The organism is Ensifer sp. M14 (assembly GCF_003355565.1).
Taxonomy (GTDB): domain Bacteria; phylum Pseudomonadota; class Alphaproteobacteria; order Rhizobiales; family Rhizobiaceae; genus Ensifer.
Window position 1 is genome coordinate 3,076,532 of the sequence record NZ_QJNR01000004.1, and the last position, 19,286, is coordinate 3,095,817.

Sequence of the window (19,286 nt, forward strand, 5' to 3'; positions counted from 1 at the left end):
CGCTTGCGGTAATCAAAACGCCTGATTATAAGACGCCCACACAGCAAGTGCGCCCTTCGTCTATCGGTTAGGACACCAGATTTTCATTCTGGGAAGAGGGGTTCGACTCCCCTAGGGCGTGCCACTGTGATCCTCTTCCCCACCATACTTATTTCCGATTTGGCCCGATTGCGGCGACCGCACGCCTCTTCGTTTCGACGATGAGCGTCGCATTCTTAGCCTTTGATTCTTCCAGCATTTTTCACAGAAAACCTTAAAAATATCGACATTAGCGCTTGCAGCCGGCAAAGGGGCTGACTATAAGACGCGCACACAGCAAGTGCGCCCTTCGTCTATCGGTTAGGACACCAGATTTTCATTCTGGGAAGAGGGGTTCGACTCCCCTAGGGCGTGCCATCTGTGATTTAAATCAATGGGATAGAAACCGGTTCCCAACGGTTCCCCGACATCATCTGACGACGACAAGCTTCGGCCTTGCCGCCCGTTCCGCTTCCTGTTTTTCGATCACACTCAGCGCATCGGTCGCCGTCCGCTTCCGGTTCGCCGCCTCGATGTACTTGTCTGATTCCTTCATCGACGAGTGACCGAGAACGTCTTGTATCTGGCGCGCGCTCGCACCGTTTTCGGCGAGGTGCACGCCGAGTGATTTGCGCAAGCCGTGCAGTGTATATCCTGCCGGGATGCCCGCTTGCTCGCACCAGTTCCGCATCCGGTTGCCGAGCCCCTTTTCGCTGTACGCCTCGCCATAGGCGCTTAAGAGTACGGTTCCGCCCTTCGACCTGTCGAGCGGTGCCAGTGCGTCGGCAAGCGCCTTCGTGACCTTCAGGAACATTTCCTTGCCGCCCGTCCGCTTGGCATTCTTGCGTTGCCGGAAATCGAAGGCGGTGATCTTCTCGACCACACCACCGGCTAGCTCGACCTCCTCCTCGACCAGCTGATCCCAACGAAGATTCGCGATGTCGCCGCGACGGTTGCCGAGCCACATAGCGAGCGCATAGGCGGTACGCGCCGAGGTGCCGACTTTATGGTGCGCCTCGAACCGTTCGCGATATTCGCGCGGCCAAGCCTTGAAGCCATCGGTGGGCGGAATCGTGATCTTGTAACTGCTGGTCGGATCGAGTTCGATCCATTCCTCAAGAATAGCGACGCCGATCAACTTGCGCATGCCGACGAGAAGATGCTTCGCCTTCGATGCCGACACGTTGACGTGATAGGGCTTCAGGAAGGCTCTGACGTGCTTGTGCGTCATCATCTTCATCGGCACATCGCGCCACGTAAGTTCGTGCGCCGGATCGACTTGAGCGGCCAGAAAGGTCTCGATCTGAAGGACGTTGTAGCTTTGCGTCTTCGAGTCGAGCGCCAGCCATTCAGGCGATGCTTTCAGCATTGTGTAGGCATGCATGAACGATTGCGGCACGATCTTGCCCGGAAGCATGGAAACCGTCGCGGACGTGCCAAGCGTTGCCGCCTGATAGGCTTGCTCGAATGCTTCGTCGCCCGGTTGGCCCGGCAACGAGACTTCCTTACCGTCTCTGCCCTTGCCACGGTAGCGCCAGCGTTCCTTGCCGTGACGATCCTTCTTCGACGATGCGCCGGGATATTCAGGATGCGTTGCCATGCGGCGGCTCCATGGTCTTAAGCGCGTGGCGCAGAAGAACCGGGTAGGAAAAGCCCCTGCCCTGTTCGATGCCTTCAAGGGTGCGCCGTGGGATGCCAAGCACGTTGGCGGCGGCGCTTGCCGGTGCTGATCCTCGCCATTTCTTCAGCGCGTCGGCGAGATCGCGCTTCTCTTCTGGTGTCATTGCAGGTTCCCTGATTCGAGTTGCCTGCAATGTTTGTATACGCATTTCGCGTATTACGCAATGCGCGTAACTTTTCGGCTACGGGCGACCAGTGCGTCGAGGTCGTCTTTCTCTTCCGACAGGGCCGTGAAGTGGGCGTCGAGTGCGACGCGATCCCAGACCGTCCGGCTATCGACGCGCTTCGGTTTTGGCATGCGGCCATCGGCGACCATCTCGTCAAACTTCGTGGGACCGACACCGATGTACCGGGCGGCTTCCTCGCGGCACAAGCCACGCGGCGGATAAGCAAGCGGATCGTTTTTCATCGTCGATTTCCACGGATTGTCATTTTCCTTCACTGTAAAACTCAAATCGAGGTTTCGACAATAGAAAATCAACGCTGCACACAATATACCTAAAAGGTAATGCATTTACCAGAAAGGTAACTTTGCTAATATTGGCAGTTTATACTTGATATTTAACGTTTCTTATTTGATCTTCATTTCGATTGGATACCGAAGGGAATAGCGATGGAAGAACATGACGAGACTGAAGAGGCCGAAACGATCTCTGTTGCCACGACGAGGCGCATTCTCGGCATCGGACTTAATGAGACCTACAGGGCCATCCATCGCGGCGAAATTCCAGCGATCAAAATAGGTGGCAGTTACCGCGTGCTGAAGAAGCCGCTCGAAAAAATGCTCGGCAACGACGCAGCATAAACCGGATCGCGGCGGAAGATCGTGACCATCCCGACAGGAGCAAGACCGCAAACAAAAACCGGTGGCGAGGGGCCACCGGTATGTTTCCTGTCGAGGGAATGTGATGAACGTGTTCCGCGCTCATCCTACCATTCCTTCGCAAGACTTGAAGGAATTTTTCCATGCATGGCAACTACGACGGCCATACACGCCCGCCATTCCAACTGATCCACCTTTCGCAACTCGACGAGAACGAGCCGGAGCCGGAAACCCGCGTCCAGCGTCTCATGCCAAGAACCGGCTTTGCCACGATCTACGGGCCACCCGGTTGCGGTAAGACCTTCTGGGCCATCCATCTGGGGCTGACGGTCGCCGCTGGTTTGCCGTTCTTCGGTTGCGAGACTGAAAGGAGCGGCGTCGTCTATATCGCCGCAGAGGCGGGCAACGGCATCAAGAAACGGATAATTGCGGCCCGCGACCGGCTCGGCGTTACCGACGCTGAATTTTACCTGATCACCGAAGCGCCAAATCTCGGCTTCGCCAATCCCAACGACAGCAATCGGCTGATCCTTGATATCCAAGCCGCCCGCATCCCGAACCTTGGCATGATCTTTCTCGATACGGTCGCCCGCGTCACGCCTGGAAGCGACGAAAACAGCGTCATGCACATGGGCGCGTTCATCGCCAATGCCGACCGTATAGCCCGCCACTTCGACTGCATCGTCGTCGGCGTCCATCACACCGGCAAGGATGACGGGCGCGGCATGCGCGGCTCGTCAGCCATCAACGGGGCGACCGATTGCGAATGGTGGGTGCGCAAGGACGATGGCGGCATGCGCTCGGCGAAGCTGACCAAGATGCGCGACGGCGAAGGCGATCTGTCGATGACGTTCGATCTCGATGTAGTCGAGATGGCGGACGGCACCACCACATGCGTCATCGCTGAGTTGTCGCAGCCGGAAGTCAGGAAGACAGAGCGCAAGGTCTGGCAACCTACCGGAGCGGCGAAGATCGCCTATGAAGCACTCGTCGAACTCGTCAACGAGCGCGGGAGTGTTCCACCGGAAAACAACCACATTCCAAGCCGGACAAGGACAACTTCTATTGATTCTTGGAGGGCTCATGCAATCGCTCGCGGACTATGTTCGGGAGGGAACGACGACGCGGTTCGAATGTCCTTCAAGCGAGCAAGCGAAAAACTATTGAATACCAATAAGATAGCTACATGGAACAGTCATGTTTGGTTGGTGCTGTAGGGGCGAACAGAACGAACATCTCCCTAGAAGGGATGTTCGTCTGTTCGTTCCCCCAGACAAGCACATGAACAGGCAGAACAAACATGAACACTGTTCCGTGTTGTTCAGCTGTTCGGCAATGAAGGAAGAAAGGGCATGACGAAGCACATCCTTGAACGCGACACCATCCGCACATCCCGGCTGCTCGACTTCGTCGGTCGCCGCGAGCTTCAGGCGCAGACCGGCCATGACGTCTCCGACTGGCCGCTGGTGATCCTGAAGGAGCTCGTCGATAACGCGCTTGACGCCTGCGAGGACGCAAACATCGTGCCGGTGATCGGCATCGCCGTTCACGGCGATGGTTCCATTGTCGTCACCGACAACGGTCCCGGCCTTCCGGCTTCGACGATCGAGAGCATTCTCGACTTCACTATGCGGGTCTCGTCGCGCGAAGCCTGGGTCTCGCCGTCGCGCGGCGCGCAGGGCAACGCGCTGAAGACGCTCGTCGCCATGCCGTTCGCGCTCGACCAGGAAGAGGCTCAAGTGATCTCGATCACATCCCGCGATCAGCGTCACAGCATAGGTTTCAAGGTCGATCAGATCAGGCAGGAGCCGCAGATCGATTATCGCGTCGAAGCGGTGGATTGGAAAAAAGGCACCGAAATTCGGATTCCGTGGCCGGATCAAGCTTGCTCAATACTCGAACGCGCGATGGATCGGTTTTTACAAATCGCCAAGGATTATTGCTGGCTCAATCCAAACCTCAGCATGACTGTCGATCTGCTTGAGGATCGGCATGTCATCACGGCGACCGACGAAGGCTGGTCGAAATGGAAGACAAGCGATCCGACCTCGCCGCACTGGTATTCGCGCGACCGCCAGGTCCGGCTGATCGCGGCACTTCTCAGCCACGACGCTGATAACGGCCGGGGCCGGACCCTGCGCGAGTTCGTCGGACAGTTTCGCGGCTTCTCCGGTTCGGCAAAGCAGAAAACGGTATTGGATGAACTCGATCTCTTGCGCGCGCCGCTTACCGCGCTGGTGAGGGGTGGCGCGGTTGACGAGAACATGGCCGCACGATTGTTCGCCGTCATGGCAGAGCACTCGGCTCCGGTGAAGCCGAAACTTCTCGGCTCCATTGGCCGCGATCACCTGTTCGAGCGCTGCATGGCGATCGGCGCGGACATGGAAACATTCCAGTATCGCAAGGCGGAGGACTACAGCGACGACGGTCTGCCGTTCATCACCGAGACCGCGTTCGCCTATCTGGGCGAAACGGGACTGGCGCACTTCGGCGATTGCCGCAGCATCGTCACCGGCATCAACTGGTCGGCCTGCATCAACAACCCGTTTCGGACCATCGGCGGATACGGGCAATCGCTCGACACCATCCTGGCGGGGCAGCGCTGCACGCGAGATGAGCCGGTCGTCATCTTTCTGCACGTGTCATGTCCGCGCGTCGAATATCTCGATCGCGGCAAATCGTCGGTGGTGCTGTCATGAAGAGCGACACGATCATAGACGCCATCGTCGGCGTTACCGCGAAATGGGCGAAACAGCGTAAGCAGGAGGAACGCAACGCATCGGCTTGGCTTAACCGGCGTGACCGGCTGACACGCAGTCGGCGCGTTACAGCGAAAAACGCCGTGGGAATGTACGCGGAATCCGCATGGCTGAAAGCATCAGGCGACGGCGCGCTGCCAGCGTCCTGTCGGCAGATTTACTACGCCATCCGTGAGGCCGTCGCCGATCTCACCGGTAAGGAACTCAACTACGGCTATTTCTCACAGCTGCTGGCGGAACATGTCGATGAACATGATCTGGATTGGGACGTCGTCTACGACGCGAGAGGCGACTTCGTCGAGCCGCATACTGGCAGGCGCGTACCGCTTGGCACGCTTCAGGTCCGGCAATATCTCGACAACGCCGAATGCTATCAATTACCGGAAGCCGTGCCGGGCTTTCATCTCGATACCGGCTTTCCGACCGACGGTCCAAGCCATCGCTTCGGCGCGTTGTTGTTTATCGAAAAGCAAGGCTTCGATCCGCTCATCAAGAGCGCGCGAATCGCCGAACGCTTTGACATCGCCATTGCAAGCACGAAGGGTATGAGCACAACGGCAATGCGCCGTCTGGCTCAGAGCATATGTGGCGACGGCGTGCCGCTGCTGGTCATGCACGACTTCGACATCTCCGGCATGGTCATCGCTGGCACATTGCAGAACGATACGCGCCGTTTCCGTTTCGACCGTGAATTTCCGGTGATCGACATCGGGCTCCGGCTCGCCGACATCGATGGACTGGGGCGCGAGAAGGTCGCGATCGAACCGAAGGCGCGTGACGCGCACATCGCCACGTTGCGCCGCTACGGTGCGACCGAGGACGAAATCGACTTCCTGGTCAAGGGTCGCGAGCGCGTCGAACTTAACGCGATGTCGTCGCCGAAGATGATCAACTTTATCGAGCGCAAACTTGAAGAGCACGGTGTCCGCAAGGTGGTCCCTGATCAGGCGACATTGCACCTTGCCGCCACCCGCGCAGCGAAGATCGCCAGACTTCAGCAGGTGATCCGCCGCGAACAGGCTAGAGAAGATATCGACATCGCCATTCCCGACGACCTTGAAGAGCAGGTGCGCGCCATGCTGATCGCTGATCCAACCATACCGTGGGATGACGCTGTCGTGCGCGTCATGGGTGGAGAGGCAACGAAGAACAGGCAGGGCGGCGGCTGACGGGGGGCATGAAGATTTGTCTCGCACGCGTGCGTAAAGACCGGCGGCCCAGACTTGCGCGTACGCCCGCAGCAAATGGCAAATGGGCAAAAAAGTGGGTTTTGGTTGTGCCTGATCAGTTCATCAACCACGCCATCTCGTCGGCATCCTCATCTTTCCCGACGTGAAGTCGGGTGCGAGCGGCGGGACTGAGGCCGAGCCTGTCGCTGAGGCTGACGATTTGCTTTTCAGCCGCCGTGATGATCATCAGCGCCGGGTTTCGGGTGATGCCTTGTGCGCCAGCGATGAGAAGGCCGCTGTCGGCGACGATCATCTCGGCTTCCCGCAGCCTAAGCGAGACTATGACGAACATTTCGAGCAATGCGCTGTCGGCAGCCTTGAATGTGCCAACTGGCATGGATGCGATTAGGTCATTCCATAGCGATTGCTGATCGCGGCTGAAATAGTCGGGCATCTTCGGCGCGCCGGTTGCTTCGATCTCTGGCTCAATGCGCCTGTGACCTCGTCCGCCTTCGATGACCTTGATCTTTGCGCTCTTACGGTTCCGCCCGCCTGAGTTCATGTTCCCGGCCATGGTCATCTCCTTTCAAAACCTACCTTCTAGGAAATATCATTTCGGAAGCGAAACGACTACACTTGACCCATGTCCTTCGCGGGGCAGGTGTCTAGAACACAGAATGTGGATCGTCCGAACCCCGCGCAAAACGTGGGGTTTTTTACTATGGCTGACATCGCCGCCGACATCGCCGCCGTCAAAAGCCTTTCCATCGGCATTGAGCGTCGACTGAGGCGGGGTGCCATCAACCCACTTCGTGAAGCTCAAAAGCAGCTGGTGCGATCCATTGCCGTCAAGCTCGTTGCGGTCGGAAAGCCGGGCACCGATCTCGACGTTTTGGCAAAGCACTTGTTCGGCAACGGCGCACCTTCGATGCGGTCCCTGTCCGGCCTGACACGCGTCAAGGCCGCGATCTCTCCAGCAATGACGACAGTGCCAAGTTGGGCTGGCGACCTGGTCGGCGATGAAGTCCTTACGTCCGCGCTGGCGATCCTTGCGCCGCAATCGGTCTACGGCCAGCTAACCGCTGCCGGTCTTCGCGTCGAACTGCTGTCGTCAGGTGGCGCGGTCCGCATCCCGACAGCCAAGGTCGATGCTGATCCGGTTGACGTCTTCGTCAGCGAAGGTGGCGCGATCCCGGCGCGAAGCCGGTTCCTTGAGAACCATCCGCTTGCATCCTTCAAGGCGGCATTGTTGACCGTCACGACGGGCGATCTGATCAAGAAAGGCCCGGCGACGATCGAGGCCATTCTGACGCGGTTGCTGGCGCAAGACATAATGCGAAGCGTGGATAAGGTTCTGATCTCCGCGAGCGCCGCGACGACGAGCCGCCCGGCTGGCATCCTGAATGGCGCAACGGTCGTCCCGCCGTCCACGTCGACCGATCCGGCGACAGCGGCTGCCGAAGATATCGCTGCATTGATCGCGGCGCTTGCCGATCCGCTGCCAGCCGAACGGCCAGTGCTGATCATGAACGTGAAGCAAAGTGTTGCGCTCGACTTGATGTTTCCGGGTGCAAACCTCGCGGTGGTCACGAGCGAATTTGTCCCGGCTGGCACGGTCTCGGCAGTCGATGCGGCGGATTTTGCCAGCGGTGCCGCGCCGGATTCGTTCGACGCTTCTGTCAGCACCGAAGCTCTAGTTCATAGCGACACGGCACCCGTCGCTGACGTCATGACCGGATCGCCTGCAATGTCGCTGTGGCAGCAGGATTGTCAGGGTCTTCGTCTGATCGAAGACATCAGCTGGCAACTGCTTTCGAAGGCATCGACCGCAACAGGTGTGAAATGGTGAAACCGCGCGTCCGCATCCCTGCCACCTCGCAACCGGTCAAGGCCGTCGAAGGCGAACCACGCGATGGGCCGTGGCTTGTTTCATGGCCTGACGGGCTGTTGCCGGACTCGTGGGGCAAGTCGTGGAACTTCTGGCAGATGGGCCATGATCCGATTGACGGTATCGGCTCTGTCGCGGTCGTCGAGGCATGTGTAAATGCCTATGCGCAGACCATCGCGCAATGCCCGGCGACGCATTGGCGGGCGCTGCCAGACGGCGGGCGCGAGCGGGTGAACTCGGCGGCATACAGGGTGTTGAAACACCCCAACGATTACATGAGCCGGTCCGATCTCATCTACCAGCTTGTCCGCGATCTCTTCTATCACGGCAACAGCTATCATCTCGGCAGGCGCAACCTTCGCTATGAGGTCGATAGTCTCCATCCCTTCGATCCGCGTCGCAGCAAGGCTATCGTCGGCGAGGCGGAATCCGTCTGGTACGAACTCGACGGCAACAGCGTGCTGCAAGGCGATAACGGCGGTTTCTTCTCCGGCTATGCCAACGCCCGGCAGCGGTTGCTTGTGCCCGCCCGCGACTGCTTGCACGTCAAGCTACAGACCGAGAAGGGCGAGTACCTGAAAGGTCTGTCGCCGCTCCGGCACGCCACGGACGCCATCATTGCGCAACGCATGATCGGCCAACGCCTGATCGCGATGTTTGCCAGCATGGGCAAGCCGCCCGGCGTAATCGAAACATCCTTGAACCTGACGGCGAGCCAGATTTCCGAGTTGCGCGCCAAGATCAATGAGACGTGGCGCGGCGTCGATGACATCAACTCCGGCCCGCCGATCCTGACGAACGGTTTGCAGTTCAAGGGCATCTCCATGACGGCGCAGGAAGCGGAACTCGCCAATGCATCGAAGTTGACACAGGATCAGATATTCATGTGTCTGGGCGTGCCACCGGCAATCCTAGGCCAGACGGACCGCAGTTCCTACGGCTCGACGGAAGCGCTCATTCAAAGCTGGCTGTCATCCGGGCTCGGCTTCGTCATCGATCATGTCGAAACCGCCCTTGATCAGTTCTTTGACCTTGATGGCTTCCCGGAAGAATACATCGAACTGGACACCCGCGCTCTTCTGCGTCCGATGGAAAAGGACAGGTACGACGCGCTGTCGAAGGCCGTGATTTCCGGCATCATGTCGCCGAACGAGGCACGCAACTCCGAAGACTTGCCGGACGTACCTTACGGCGACGAACCGCGAGTACAGCAACAAGTCGTTCCGCTGTCGGCATGGGAAGTCGGACGGCAGGAAGCACCGGCAGCGCCAACAGCGGGCAAGTCGGCGCACGAACTCGACGCCATTTCAGCGAGAGCCCGCAGCGAGGAACGGGCAACCCTCAAGACGGCTCTTGATGAGATGAAGGCCGAAGTCGCCACCCTCACCAAAGAGCATTCCGCCCGTCTTGGCGAATTGCGCGGCCTTCGCCAGCAGTATGCGAGGCAGCAAGCGGACGGCATCAGGCGGGAAGTCACGGCGAGCCGCCAAGCCGAACGCGAGGAAATCGAGACGTTGCGGGCCGAAATGGAGGCGCTGAAGCGGGCGCTCGCCACCGTGCCGAAGCGTGAGGAGTATTCGCGATGACGGAATACGATGTCGAAGTCCTGAAAGCCGAGGTGCGACAGGAACTCAAGCTGATCCGGCGCATGCAAAACGAGTTGCGCATGAAGATCACATCGATCGATGCGGGCTCAAGTGTCTACTTGCTGAGGCGCGTTGCCCTACTTGAAGCGCATATCCGCGAAATGCGGGACAGGGACGAGCGCAGGCGCGCTCGGAGCGCCGAGCAAGGGGCGATAGTGCAGTGAACGTTCTTGCACGCGTACGGGCTTCCCTGAGTCAAATAAAGCGCATCGCGTTGCTCGGCGACGACGGCAGCGTCTTGGGCGACGAAGGTTTGCTTTACGACACCGTGGCCGGGCAAGTCATCGTCAACGGCGTCGAACTGATCGAGGAAGCGCCGGAAGCCGGTGGGCCATTCGGTCGGCAAGCTGGCGCATGGGTCGTCATCAAAGGTGGCGGCAGTGGTGGTGGTGTTGGCGAGCAAGGTCCACCGGGGCCACCCGGTCCGCGAGGTCCAAGCGGTTTACCAGGGCAACAGGGCGATCCCGGACCACAGGGACCGCAGGGCGATCCGGGCGCGGATGGGGCGCAAGGTCCGCCCGGTGCCGATGGCGCGGCAGGTCCAGCCGGTCCGCAGGGACCACAAGGCGTGAAGGGTGACACTGGCGCGCAAGGACCGCAGGGCATCCAAGGGCCACCCGGTCCCGGCCTGCCGATGCCACCGAGCGATGGCAATTTTTACGCGATGCAAAACGGCGTTTGGGTGCCGTTCATCATCCCGACGACACTTGATGGATTGGGTGCGTGATGTCGAATAACTGGTTTGTCTTAAACGTTGATCGCACCACGCTTCCCGATGAAATGCTGCCGATGTTCAAGACGCATTGCCGGGTGACGTTCGCCGACGACGACGCCTATCTGACGCTTTGCCTGATGCGATCCATCGACCTGTTCGAACGCCATGCGGGGTGGTTCGTGTTCGGCAACACGACCGTTTGGGTACCGCTCGTTACAGCGACGACGACACGCGTCGCACTACCGGTGCAGCCTGTTTCGAGCTTCACCGTCAGTCTCGACAGCGTCGATATCTCAGACGAGTACCGGATGCTTCGCGGATCTACGGCAACGACGCCTTGGTTCCTTGAGCGTAAAGACGGCGGCGTCATTCCAGCGGGGCTGGAAAACACGTTGACCGCTGGCTATGCCGACATGGCATCCTTGCCGCCATCGGTCATCGACATCAGTTTCCGGGTGGCCGCTTTCTACTATGAGGCCCGCGAAAGCGTCACGTCCTACAGTGTCGAGCAAGTGCCGCAGTGGATGAACGACCTGCTGCTTGGCAATTGGGTGCCAAGGGCATGAGTTGGACGAAGCGCGCCACTTCATCCTAAAGCCGAAAGAAACTCTGTGGGTCGCTTTGCGTAGTCGTCGGCGGTCCGCCAAAGCGTTCCGATCAAGAGGGGCGTGCGTGGAGCCATTCTGTCGTGTTCGGTGGGATAGCGAAGGGGAAAGCCGCCGCCCGCGTGAAGCGTGCCAAGCGCACCGCAGTATTCCTCAAATAGGGACGCAGGGTCATTTACCTTAGCGGCATCTGGATACACGCCAGAACCTAAAGCCTCTTCGTGAGTGATTGCAGCGTTAATCGCGGCTGCGGCTCTCAGCTGGTCGCATTGTGGCTGATTCCACATTTCGTTGATGCGGTGCCCGTACATGTCTTTGACATCGCGTTCCGTTGCGCCGTGATGAATGAGACAACCTTTGAGGAGAAGTTCTAAGCCTTGACCGGCTAGATGAAGTGCGGGAGCGAAAAGCATCCGGTTGCCGTTCACCAACTCCATTTTCAGGAGATTCGCGCCTTCGAGAAAGCATTTTGCCCGGGCGACAAACTTTCCGGCATCGGTTTCGATAAAGGATAGAGAGAGGGTTTCAGTTGCATTGAATGTCATGCACGGTTCCTTTTGTGGTTTGCATTAACAAAAGGAAGCGCGTGTTTTAGATTCGCTGCAACCACTCCGGCCAGAAAACGACGGGGTGATTTGTGACATACCCGTCATTCACACAATCCACAGGCTCGTCACCCGTGGCGGGCGATCAGGTTCCCCAACATGGGAGAAGGTTCCCCGACATCGAATGGGAAACCCATGAACGGGACGAGAACGATTGTTGGGGAACTATTTTGCAAGCCATTGATCCAAAAGAGAAATGGCACTCCCCTAGGGCGTGCCACTGTGATCTTTCCCTGACATTATTACGATTTGATCTGCCCGCCATCGCAGGGCTCCATTCGTCCACACTCCATCCCGGCAGACAAAGTGCTCCCTCGCCTGCCATGCGGGCGCCCCACGGCCACCCGGCAGAATCATGCCGGCGGAAAACAGTGCCGTTCAAGCAGCACCGCAGATCGTGAGAAATCGAGGTTCGCGCGCAGGCTCGCCGGCTAGAATGCCTTGGCAGCATCACTGACGCGCAACTGGACGCGACGCTGGCCCTGCCAGAGATCGGCCGAAACCGAGCCGGCAACGTGGATCGATGCACCGCGGCTGGCAAACAGGAAGTCGCCGAGCGGCGTTTCCACAGCCCGGAAAGCGATGCCGTCGAGCCGGCTGCCATCCTGGCCCTCAAGCGTCACCTTGATGTGGCTGGCCCCGACCTGGCGGCAGTCGCGCAGCCGATGCGACGGGAAGGCAAAGACCGGCTGTGGATGGGCGGAGCCATAGGGGCCTGCCTGCTCCAGCAGATCGATCAGTTCAAATGTCGCGCCCGACGCACCCAGCGCACCATCGACCTTGAGCGTCTGCACCGCAACGAGGTCACGGACAGCCGCCTCGGCTTTCTCCTCGAAGAATTGCCGCAACCGGCCGAGGTTTGACCGCTCGACCGTCAGGCCGGCCGCCATCGCATGGCCGCCGCCCTTCACCAACAATCCGCCATCGACGGCGGCACGAACCATCTTGCCCATATCGAAGCCGGCGATCGACCGGCCCGATCCCGTGCCGCGACCATTCGGATCGAAGGCAATGGCAAAGGTTGGACGGCGGAACTTTTCTTTGATCCTTGCTGCAATCAGCCCAACGATGCCCGGGTGCCAGTTCTCCCGCGCCGTCACGATCACAGAGGCGCCCTCGCCCGTCCCGTATTCGGCCAGAACCTCCGCCTCTGCCTCGGCCAGCATTGCGGCTTCCATTGCCTGTCGCTCGCGGTTGAGTTCGTCGAGCCGAGCTGCGATCGTTTCCGCGGCAGCGCTGTCCTCCATCGTCAGGAGGCGACTGCCAAGCGCTGCGTCACCGATGCGTCCGCCGGCATTGATGCGCGGTCCGACCAGAAAGCCGAGATGATACGGCGTCACCGGACCTCCGATGGCCGCCTTGCGCAACAGAGCCGCCAGCCCGACATTGCCCATGTGTCGCGCTGCAATCAGCCCCTTGACGACATAGGCGCGATTGAGCCCCTTGAGCGGCACCACGTCACACACCGTCGCAAGCGCCACGAGATCAAGCTGCGTCAGCAGATCGAAGGATGCGACGCGTGTGTCACCGGCGGCGCGCAGCACACGCACCGTATTGACGAGCACGAGGTAGACGACGCCGGCGGCGCAAAGGTGTCCCTGCCCCGAGAGATCGTCCTCGCGGTTGGGGTTGACGAGCGCATGGCACGGCGGCAGCGTCGCGCCGACTTGGTGATGGTCTATGACAACGACGTCGATGCCGCGCTTTGCAGCAACAGCAAGCGACTCATGGCTGGTCGAGCCACAGTCGACCGTGACGATGAGCCTCGCCCCGTTGTCGATCAGTTGCTCGATCGCCTGCGGATTAGGGCCGTAACCTTCGAATATCCGATCGGGGATGTAGATCTCGGCTTCGAGCCCGAAATGCCCCAGGAAGCGCGCCATCAATGCCGACGAAGAGGCGCCATCGACGTCGTAGTCGCCGAAGACCACCACCTTCTCGCGCCTGGAAATCGCCAGCGCCAAACGCTCCGCCGCCTTGCGGCAGTCGGTCAAGGTATCGGGATCCGGCATCAGCGCGCGAAGCGTCGGGTCGAGGAAGGTCGCGGCATCGTCGAGCGAAACGCCACGTCCGGCGAGAACGCGGCCGATCAGATCGGAGTAGCCGTGGACCTGACTGATCGCCAGCGCCCGGTTCTGGCCGGCCTGATCGAGGCGGGACACCCAGCGCTGGCCGCTGATCGATCGCTCCACGCCAAGGAACGCTCGCTGTATCGGATCTACCGGTTCTTCCATGCTGTCCACCTGCCCATGATTTTTCGTTCTTAGCGAACAATGCGCGCATGCAAAACCCGGCATGAAAAAGGCCCCACCGACGCCAGTGGTCGATGGGGCCCTTTCTCAACAGTTTTGCGCCTGGACTTAGGCCGCCTTGGGCCGCTCGATGCGGATGACCTGCGGCTCACCGACCAGATAGCCTTCGCTCTTGATTGCAACGATCGCATCGCGCACCGAGTGCTCCGCGGTCGCGTGCGTCACAAGGATGATCGTCTGTGGTTCGTCCGATTCCTTCGGGTGCTTGGAATGCTGCATGATCGATTCCAGCGAGATGCCGTTTTCGGCCATGCGCGATGCGATGCTTGCAAACACACCGGTGCGATCGACGACTTTCAGACGGATGAAGTAACCGCCTTCATGGCTCTGGATCTGCGCGCGCTTGTAGGGCAGCAGCGCATTGGTCGGACGGCCAAATGCAGGCACGTGCTGGGCGCCCGGGCGGCTCTTGGCGATATCGGCGACGTCACCGAGAACGGCAGATGCCGTGGCGTTGCCGCCGGCACCGGGGCCGACCATCAGCAGTTCGCCGAGAATATCGGATTCGATCGCGACCGCATTGGTGACGCCATCGACCTGGGCGATCACCGAGTCATAAGGAACCATCGTCGGATGCACGCGCTGCTCGATGCCGCTTTCGGTCCGCTGGGCGACGCCGAGAAGCTTGATGCGGTAGCCGAGGTCGGCGGCCGCATTGATATCGTCGATGGAGATATTGGTGATGCCTTCGAGATAGATGTCGTCGGCTGCGATCGCGGTTCCGAAGGCAAGGCTCGTCAGGATCGACAGCTTGTGCGCGGTATCATTGCCTTCGATGTCGAAGGCCGGGTCGGCCTCGGCATAGCCAAGCCGCTGGGCTTCCTTCAGGCAGGCCCCGAACGAGAGTCCTTCCTTTTCCATCTTCGTCAGGATGTAGTTGCAGGTGCCGTTCATGATCCCGTAAACGCGCGAGATCGTGTTGCCGGTCATTGATTCGCGCAGCGCCTTGATGACCGGAATGCCACCGGCGACAGCTGCTTCGTAGTTGAGCAGCGCGCCCTTGTGCTCGGCAATCGCTGCAAGCTCGATGCCGTGGGCTGCCAGCAGCGCCTTGTTGGCGGTGACGACATGGATGCCACGACCAAGCGCCGTCTTGACGGCGGCATAAGCCGGATCGCCGGAGCCGCCCATCAGCTCGATGAAAACATCGATATCGGCATTGGCAGCGAGCGAAACCGCGTCCTCGAACCAGGTCGCCTTGGAAAGATCGACGCCACGGTCCTTGGAGCGGTCACGCGCCGTGACGGCTGTAATCTCGATTGCCCTGCCACATGTCGTTGCCAGCATCTCGCGACGATCCTGGAGGATCCGCACGAGCGAGGCACCGACGGTACCCAAGCCCGCAATGCCAATTTTGAGGGCATCTGCCATAGCCATTTCCTAACATGTGAAGGCGCCCCGCCAGAACGGCGGGGCCGTGGTGGAAGGGGCGCGCTCGCCGCACGCCCCCGTCTTTTACCGATGCGCGTTGAGCGAGATGACGTTGTGCATTGTCTCGTCAGCCGTGGACAGGAACTTCTTGATGTTGCGGGCCGCCTGGCGAATCCGGTGTTCGTTTTCCACGAGCGCCAGACGCACGTAGTCGTCGCCCTGCTCGCCGAAGCCGATGCCAGGTGCGACGGCCACATCGGCCTTTTCGACGAGCAGCTTGGAGAATTCGAGCGAGCCAAGATGACGGAACTTCTCGGGGATCTTCGCCCAGGCAAACATCGTGGCTGCCGGCGGCGGCACGTCGAAGCCGGCTTTGCCGAAGCTTTCGACCATCACGTCGCGGCGACGCTTGTAGATGTTGCGGACTTCGGCGATGTCGCTGCCATCACCGTTGAGCGCCTGTGTGGCGGCAACCTGGATCGGCGTGAACGCACCATAGTCGAGGTAGGACTTCACGCGCGTCAGCGCTGCGATCAGCCGCTCGTTGCCAACGGCAAAGCCCATGCGCCATCCGGGCATGGAGAAGGTCTTTGACATCGAGGTGAACTCGACCGTGCAGTCGATGGCACCTGGAACTTCCAGGACCGATGGCGGCGGAGCATCGTTGAAGTAGATCTCCGAATACGCGAGATCCGAAAGCACGATGATGTCGTGCTTCTTCGCGAATGCGATCACGTCCTTGTAGAAGTCGAGCGTTGCCACCTGCGCCGTCGGGTTCGACGGATAGTTGAGGATCAACGCCAGCGGTTTCGGGATCGAGTGCCGCACGGCCCGCTCCAGCGGTCCGAAGAAGCTCTCGTCCGGCTCGACCGAGATTGAGCGGATGACGCCGCCCGCCATCAGGAAACCGAAGGCATGGATCGGATAGGTCGGATTGGGGCACAGGATCACGTCGCCGGGCGCAGTGATCGCCTGCGCCATATTGGCGAAGCCTTCCTTGGAGCCAAGGGTGGCGACGACCTGCGTGTCCGGGTTCAGTTTGACGCCGAAGCGACGGGCGTAATAGGCGGCCTGGGCACGACGCAGCCCGGGAATGCCCTTCGACGACGAATAACGATGCGTGCGCGGGTCCTGAACGGCCTCGCAGAGCTTGTCGACAATCGACTGTGGAGTGGGAAGATCCGGATTGCCCATGCCGAGGTCGATGATGTCAGCACCGGCCGCTCGCGCGCTAGCTTTCAAACGGTTGACCTGTTCGAAAACATAAGGCGGCAAACGCCGGACTTTGTGAAACTCTTCCATCTCCAAACCTCGTTTGGCGCACCTCTCCGCCAGCGGTTGGCCGTCGCGAAAACATGCGCTTTGGTGAACGGCCGTCACTGCGGCCATTGAACGCTTTGCGTCCAAATCACCCGAAACGCAAGTGCTAATTCGTGATCTGTTTCAGCGTGTCGGAACCGTGGTCTTCGGCAAGCGCACGCATTTCCTTCATGCGACGCTGATACTCAGCTTCCGAGATGGAGCCGGATTTGCGCGCGGCACCGAGCGAGCTCAACCGCGCCTGCATATCGGTGGCTTCCTCATTGGTCATCTGCTGCGTCGCCGCCGGCTTCTGACCATAGACGGAGGGATAGTTTTCGAACGGGGTCTTCTGGGTGTTGCAGCCCGCGAGCGTGCCAAGGAGAATGATCCCGGCAACCCAGGTGATGGAGCGCTGTTTTCCGACGGCGAGCATACTGGCAAAGACCTCTGTTATCGTGGCGCGACGATGCGCTAGCCCTTGTAATCATTTTCGGGCAGAATGTAAAAATACAAAACAAACAAGATGCTGTGGAGGAAACCGGGTGACAGCAGACAGGAACGCCGAAGGCCACGCCGGCAAGGACGGCTTTGCTGGCTTCGACCCGAAGTCCGTTGAACCCTACATCGTCAAGGATCCGGAAGGCCTCGCGGTCAACCTTGCCCGCGCAATGGAGCAACTTGGCAAGGCGGCTTCGGCCTGGCTTGCGCCGCGCGAAACCGGCGAAAAATCCGACGTCTTCGCCGAACCCGTCACCGACATGGTCAAGACCCTCTCCAGGGTTTCCGAATATTGGCTTTCCGATCCGCGCCGCACACTCGAAGCACAGACCCATCTCATGGGCAGCTTCTTCGAGATGTGGTCTCGAACGCTCAATCGCATGTCCGGCGACACCGCGGCCGCCGATCCTTCCAGCCTGCAGCGCGCCGACAAGCGCTTTACCGATGAGGACTGGGTCAAGAACCCCTTTTTCGACTTCGTCCGGCAAGCCTATTTCATCACGTCCGACTGGGCCGACAAGATGGTGCGCGACGCCGAGGGCCTTGACGACCATACCAAGCACAAGGCCGCCTTCTACGTCCGGCAGATTTCAAGCGCGCTGTCGCCGACCAATTTCGTCACCACCAATCCGCAGCTCTACCGGGAAACGGTTGCAACCAGCGGCGCCAACCTGGTCAAGGGCATGCAGATGTTTGCCGAGGATGTGGTCGCCGGTCGGGGCGATCTCAAGATGCGCCAGACCGATACCAGCAAGTTCGCGATCGGCGAAAACATCGCCATCACCCCCGGCAAGGTCGTCGCGCAGAGCGACGTCTGTCAGGTCATCCAGTACGAAGCGTCGACGGAAACGGTGCTCAAGCGCCCACTGTTGATCTGCCCCCCCTGGATCAACAAGTTCTACGTGCTCGACCTCAACCCGCAAAAATCCTTCATCAAATGGGCGGTCGACCAGGGGCACACGGTCTTCGTCATTTCCTGGGTCAACCCGGACGAGCGCCATGCGGCCAAGGATTGGGAAGCGTATGCGCGCGAAGGAATCGGCTTTGCGCTCGACACCGTCGAACAGGCGACCGGCGAGCGCGACGTCAATGCCATCGGCTATTGCGTCGGCGGAACGCTGCTGGCCGCAACGCTTGCGCTACACGCTGCCGAAGGCGACGAACGCATCCGCTCGGCGACGCTCTTTACCACGCAGGTCGATTTCACCCACGCGGGCGATCTCAAAGTCTTCGTCGACGAAGATCAGATCAGCCAGATGGAATCGAACATGCAGGTTACCGGCTATCTCGACGGTTCGAAGATGGCGACGGCGTTCAACATGCTGCGCGCCTCCGAACTGATCTGGCCCTACTTCGTCAACAACTACCTCAAGGGTCAGGAGCCCCTGCCCTTCGACCTGCTCTACTGGAACTCCGATTCGACCCGAATGCCGGCGGCCAACCACTCGTTCTACCTGCGCAACTGCTACCTGGAGAACCGTCTGTCGAAGGGCGAGATGATGCTGGCGGGCAAACAAGTGTCGCTCGGCGATGTCAAGATCCCGATCTACAACCTCGCCACGAAGGAAGACCATATCGCCCCACCGCGCTCGGTCTTCCTCGGCTCCTCGTCGTTCGGCGGCAAGGTCACGTACGTGCTCTCCGGTTCCGGCCACATCGCCGGCGTCGTCAACCCTCCTGACAAGGGAAAATACCAGTTCTGGACCGGCGGGCCGCCCAAGGGCGAATTCGACGATTGGGTCAAGGCGGCCAAGGAAACCCCGGGGTCATGGTGGCCGCACTGGCACCAGTGGATCGAAAAGCTGGACAAGAAGCGCGTGCCGGCGCGCAAGCCCGGCGGCACGCTCAACACGCTGGAAGAGGCACCTGGCTCCTACGTGCGCGCTCGCGCCTGA

At 60.0% G+C, this 19,286-nt stretch carries 19 protein-coding genes and 2 tRNA genes; 12 read left to right on the plus strand and 9 right to left on the minus strand.

Features of this window, described 5'->3' with window-relative positions; genetic code table 11:
• Positions 1-49 precede the first annotated feature (49 nt).
• A tRNA-Glu gene (locus BLJAPNOD_RS14875) sits at positions 50-124 on the plus strand.
• 197 nt (positions 125-321) lie between these two features.
• Positions 322-396: transfer RNA gene (locus BLJAPNOD_RS14880), tRNA-Glu, on the plus strand.
• A 52-nt stretch (positions 397-448) separates the two neighbouring features.
• Here the strand turns inward: BLJAPNOD_RS14880 and BLJAPNOD_RS14885 are convergent.
• The 3 genes from BLJAPNOD_RS14885 to BLJAPNOD_RS14895 are packed head-to-tail and all read right to left on the minus strand — an operon-like array spanning position 449 to position 2,107.
• Entirely contained in the window at positions 449-1,618 is a 1,170-nt protein-coding gene (locus tag BLJAPNOD_RS14885; protein WP_115420357.1) for a site-specific integrase, read from the minus strand.
• A complete protein-coding gene (locus BLJAPNOD_RS14890) occupies positions 1,602-1,802 on the minus strand; it encodes an XRE family transcriptional regulator (protein WP_115420358.1) in 201 nt (66 codons plus the stop codon). Before BLJAPNOD_RS14890 ends, BLJAPNOD_RS14885 begins: the two co-directional genes overlap by 17 nt.
• Before the next feature lie 53 nt (positions 1,803-1,855).
• Positions 1,856-2,107 carry a hypothetical protein gene (locus BLJAPNOD_RS14895; protein ID WP_115420359.1) on the minus strand — a complete coding sequence of 84 codons (252 nt, stop codon included), beginning with the start codon at positions 2,105-2,107 and terminating at the stop codon, positions 1,856-1,858.
• 204 nt (positions 2,108-2,311) lie between these two features.
• Here BLJAPNOD_RS14895 and BLJAPNOD_RS14900 point away from each other — a divergent pair, with 204 nt between their 5' ends.
• From BLJAPNOD_RS14900 to BLJAPNOD_RS14915, 4 genes are all read left to right on the plus strand, one after another.
• The gene (locus BLJAPNOD_RS14900) at positions 2,312-2,503 is read left to right on the plus strand and encodes a helix-turn-helix domain-containing protein (RefSeq protein WP_115420360.1); all 192 of its coding nucleotides are present in this window, start codon (positions 2,312-2,314) and stop codon (positions 2,501-2,503) included.
• Positions 2,504-2,664: 161 nt separating this feature from the next.
• The gene (locus BLJAPNOD_RS14905; protein WP_115420361.1) at positions 2,665-3,738 is read left to right on the plus strand and encodes a helicase RepA family protein; all 1,074 of its coding nucleotides are present in this window, start codon (positions 2,665-2,667) and stop codon (positions 3,736-3,738) included.
• Positions 3,739-3,873: 135 nt separating this feature from the next.
• Positions 3,874-5,220, plus strand: a complete 1,347-nt coding sequence (locus BLJAPNOD_RS14910; RefSeq protein WP_115420362.1) for an ATP-binding protein — start codon at positions 3,874-3,876, stop codon at positions 5,218-5,220.
• Complete coding sequence (locus BLJAPNOD_RS14915; RefSeq protein WP_158556129.1) at positions 5,217-6,449, plus strand: DUF2399 domain-containing protein; 1,233 nt, start codon at positions 5,217-5,219, stop codon at positions 6,447-6,449. The genes BLJAPNOD_RS14910 and BLJAPNOD_RS14915 overlap by 4 nt, the downstream gene beginning before the upstream one ends.
• Positions 6,450-6,564: 115 nt before the next feature.
• Here BLJAPNOD_RS14915 and BLJAPNOD_RS14920 read toward each other — a convergent pair whose 3' ends face one another.
• Positions 6,565-7,023, minus strand: a complete 459-nt coding sequence (locus tag BLJAPNOD_RS14920; protein WP_158556130.1) for a phage terminase small subunit P27 family — start codon at positions 7,021-7,023, stop codon at positions 6,565-6,567.
• A 147-nt stretch (positions 7,024-7,170) separates the two neighbouring features.
• Between BLJAPNOD_RS14920 and BLJAPNOD_RS14925 the strand changes: the two genes are divergently transcribed.
• Genes BLJAPNOD_RS14925 through BLJAPNOD_RS14945 form a run of 5 tightly spaced genes read left to right on the plus strand, consistent with a single transcriptional unit; the run spans position 7,171 to position 11,264 of the window.
• Positions 7,171-8,298 (plus strand): phage major capsid protein, encoded by a 1,128-nt coding sequence (locus BLJAPNOD_RS14925; protein WP_158556131.1) that lies wholly within the window; start codon positions 7,171-7,173, stop codon positions 8,296-8,298.
• Positions 8,295-9,923, plus strand: a complete 1,629-nt coding sequence (locus BLJAPNOD_RS14930; protein ID WP_244610943.1) for a phage portal protein — start codon at positions 8,295-8,297, stop codon at positions 9,921-9,923. Before BLJAPNOD_RS14925 ends, BLJAPNOD_RS14930 begins: the two co-directional genes overlap by 4 nt.
• Entirely contained in the window at positions 9,920-10,147 is a 228-nt protein-coding gene (locus BLJAPNOD_RS14935) for a hypothetical protein (RefSeq protein WP_115420367.1), read from the plus strand. The genes BLJAPNOD_RS14930 and BLJAPNOD_RS14935 overlap by 4 nt, the downstream gene beginning before the upstream one ends.
• Positions 10,144-10,710 (plus strand): hypothetical protein, encoded by a 567-nt coding sequence (locus tag BLJAPNOD_RS36430; RefSeq protein WP_147294552.1) that lies wholly within the window; start codon positions 10,144-10,146, stop codon positions 10,708-10,710. The genes BLJAPNOD_RS14935 and BLJAPNOD_RS36430 overlap by 4 nt, the downstream gene beginning before the upstream one ends.
• Positions 10,710-11,264: a hypothetical protein gene (locus BLJAPNOD_RS14945; protein WP_115420369.1), complete on the plus strand. Its 555-nt coding sequence runs from the start codon at positions 10,710-10,712 to the stop codon at positions 11,262-11,264. The genes BLJAPNOD_RS36430 and BLJAPNOD_RS14945 overlap by 1 nt, the downstream gene beginning before the upstream one ends.
• A 20-nt stretch (positions 11,265-11,284) precedes the next feature.
• Here the strand turns inward: BLJAPNOD_RS14945 and BLJAPNOD_RS14950 are convergent, their stop codons facing one another.
• The 5 genes from BLJAPNOD_RS14950 to BLJAPNOD_RS14970 all read right to left on the minus strand — a co-directional run bounded on the left by BLJAPNOD_RS14950 (position 11,285) and on the right by BLJAPNOD_RS14970 (position 17,326).
• Positions 11,285-11,848 (minus strand): hypothetical protein, encoded by a 564-nt coding sequence (locus tag BLJAPNOD_RS14950; protein ID WP_115420370.1) that lies wholly within the window; start codon positions 11,846-11,848, stop codon positions 11,285-11,287.
• A 491-nt stretch (positions 11,849-12,339) separates the two neighbouring features.
• The gene (gene recJ / locus BLJAPNOD_RS14955) at positions 12,340-14,142 is read right to left on the minus strand and encodes a single-stranded-DNA-specific exonuclease RecJ (protein ID WP_115420371.1); all 1,803 of its coding nucleotides are present in this window, start codon (positions 14,140-14,142) and stop codon (positions 12,340-12,342) included.
• 126 nt (positions 14,143-14,268) lie between these two features.
• Positions 14,269-15,591 (minus strand): homoserine dehydrogenase, encoded by a 1,323-nt coding sequence (locus tag BLJAPNOD_RS14960; protein ID WP_115420372.1) that lies wholly within the window; start codon positions 15,589-15,591, stop codon positions 14,269-14,271.
• Positions 15,592-15,675: 84 nt separating this feature from the next.
• Complete coding sequence (locus tag BLJAPNOD_RS14965) at positions 15,676-16,893, minus strand: LL-diaminopimelate aminotransferase (protein ID WP_077498242.1); 1,218 nt, start codon at positions 16,891-16,893, stop codon at positions 15,676-15,678.
• Between the two features lie 124 nt (positions 16,894-17,017).
• Positions 17,018-17,326 carry an SHOCT domain-containing protein gene (locus BLJAPNOD_RS14970; RefSeq protein ID WP_115421301.1) on the minus strand — a complete coding sequence of 103 codons (309 nt, stop codon included), beginning with the start codon at positions 17,324-17,326 and terminating at the stop codon, positions 17,018-17,020.
• Positions 17,327-17,435: 109 nt separating this feature from the next.
• Here BLJAPNOD_RS14970 and phaC point away from each other — a divergent pair, with 109 nt between their 5' ends.
• A complete protein-coding gene (gene phaC, locus BLJAPNOD_RS14975) occupies positions 17,436-19,286 on the plus strand; it encodes a poly(3-hydroxyalkanoate) polymerase subunit PhaC (RefSeq protein ID WP_244610944.1) in 1,851 nt (616 codons plus the stop codon).

Bases quoted from the DNA above. Each gene is read 5' to 3' on its own strand.
- BLJAPNOD_RS14885 (WP_115420357.1), bottom strand. From the start codon at position 1,618: ATGGCAACGCATCCTGAATATCCCGGCGCATCGTCGAAGAAGGATCGT.
- BLJAPNOD_RS14970 (WP_115421301.1), bottom strand. From the start codon at position 17,326: ATGCTCGCCGTCGGAAAACAGCGCTCCATCACCTGGGTTGCCGGGATC.
- BLJAPNOD_RS14900 (WP_115420360.1), top strand. From the start codon at position 2,312: ATGGAAGAACATGACGAGACTGAAGAGGCCGAAACGATCTCTGTTGCC.
- BLJAPNOD_RS14925 (WP_158556131.1), top strand. From the start codon at position 7,171: ATGGCTGACATCGCCGCCGACATCGCCGCCGTCAAAAGCCTTTCCATC.
- BLJAPNOD_RS14905 (WP_115420361.1), top strand. From the start codon at position 2,665: ATGCATGGCAACTACGACGGCCATACACGCCCGCCATTCCAACTGATC.
- BLJAPNOD_RS14920 (WP_158556130.1), bottom strand. From the start codon at position 7,023: ATGGCCGGGAACATGAACTCAGGCGGGCGGAACCGTAAGAGCGCAAAG.
- BLJAPNOD_RS14910 (WP_115420362.1), top strand. From the start codon at position 3,874: ATGACGAAGCACATCCTTGAACGCGACACCATCCGCACATCCCGGCTG.
- BLJAPNOD_RS14895 (WP_115420359.1), bottom strand. From the start codon at position 2,107: ATGAAAAACGATCCGCTTGCTTATCCGCCGCGTGGCTTGTGCCGCGAG.
- BLJAPNOD_RS14890 (WP_115420358.1), bottom strand. From the start codon at position 1,802: ATGACACCAGAAGAGAAGCGCGATCTCGCCGACGCGCTGAAGAAATGG.
- BLJAPNOD_RS14960 (WP_115420372.1), bottom strand. From the start codon at position 15,591: ATGGCAGATGCCCTCAAAATTGGCATTGCGGGCTTGGGTACCGTCGGT.
- BLJAPNOD_RS14950 (WP_115420370.1), bottom strand. From the start codon at position 11,848: ATGACATTCAATGCAACTGAAACCCTCTCTCTATCCTTTATCGAAACC.
- BLJAPNOD_RS14945 (WP_115420369.1), top strand. From the start codon at position 10,710: ATGTCGAATAACTGGTTTGTCTTAAACGTTGATCGCACCACGCTTCCC.
- BLJAPNOD_RS14915 (WP_158556129.1), top strand. From the start codon at position 5,217: ATGAAGAGCGACACGATCATAGACGCCATCGTCGGCGTTACCGCGAAA.
- recJ (WP_115420371.1), bottom strand. From the start codon at position 14,142: ATGGAAGAACCGGTAGATCCGATACAGCGAGCGTTCCTTGGCGTGGAG.
- BLJAPNOD_RS14965 (WP_077498242.1), bottom strand. From the start codon at position 16,893: ATGGAAGAGTTTCACAAAGTCCGGCGTTTGCCGCCTTATGTTTTCGAA.
- BLJAPNOD_RS14935 (WP_115420367.1), top strand. From the start codon at position 9,920: ATGACGGAATACGATGTCGAAGTCCTGAAAGCCGAGGTGCGACAGGAA.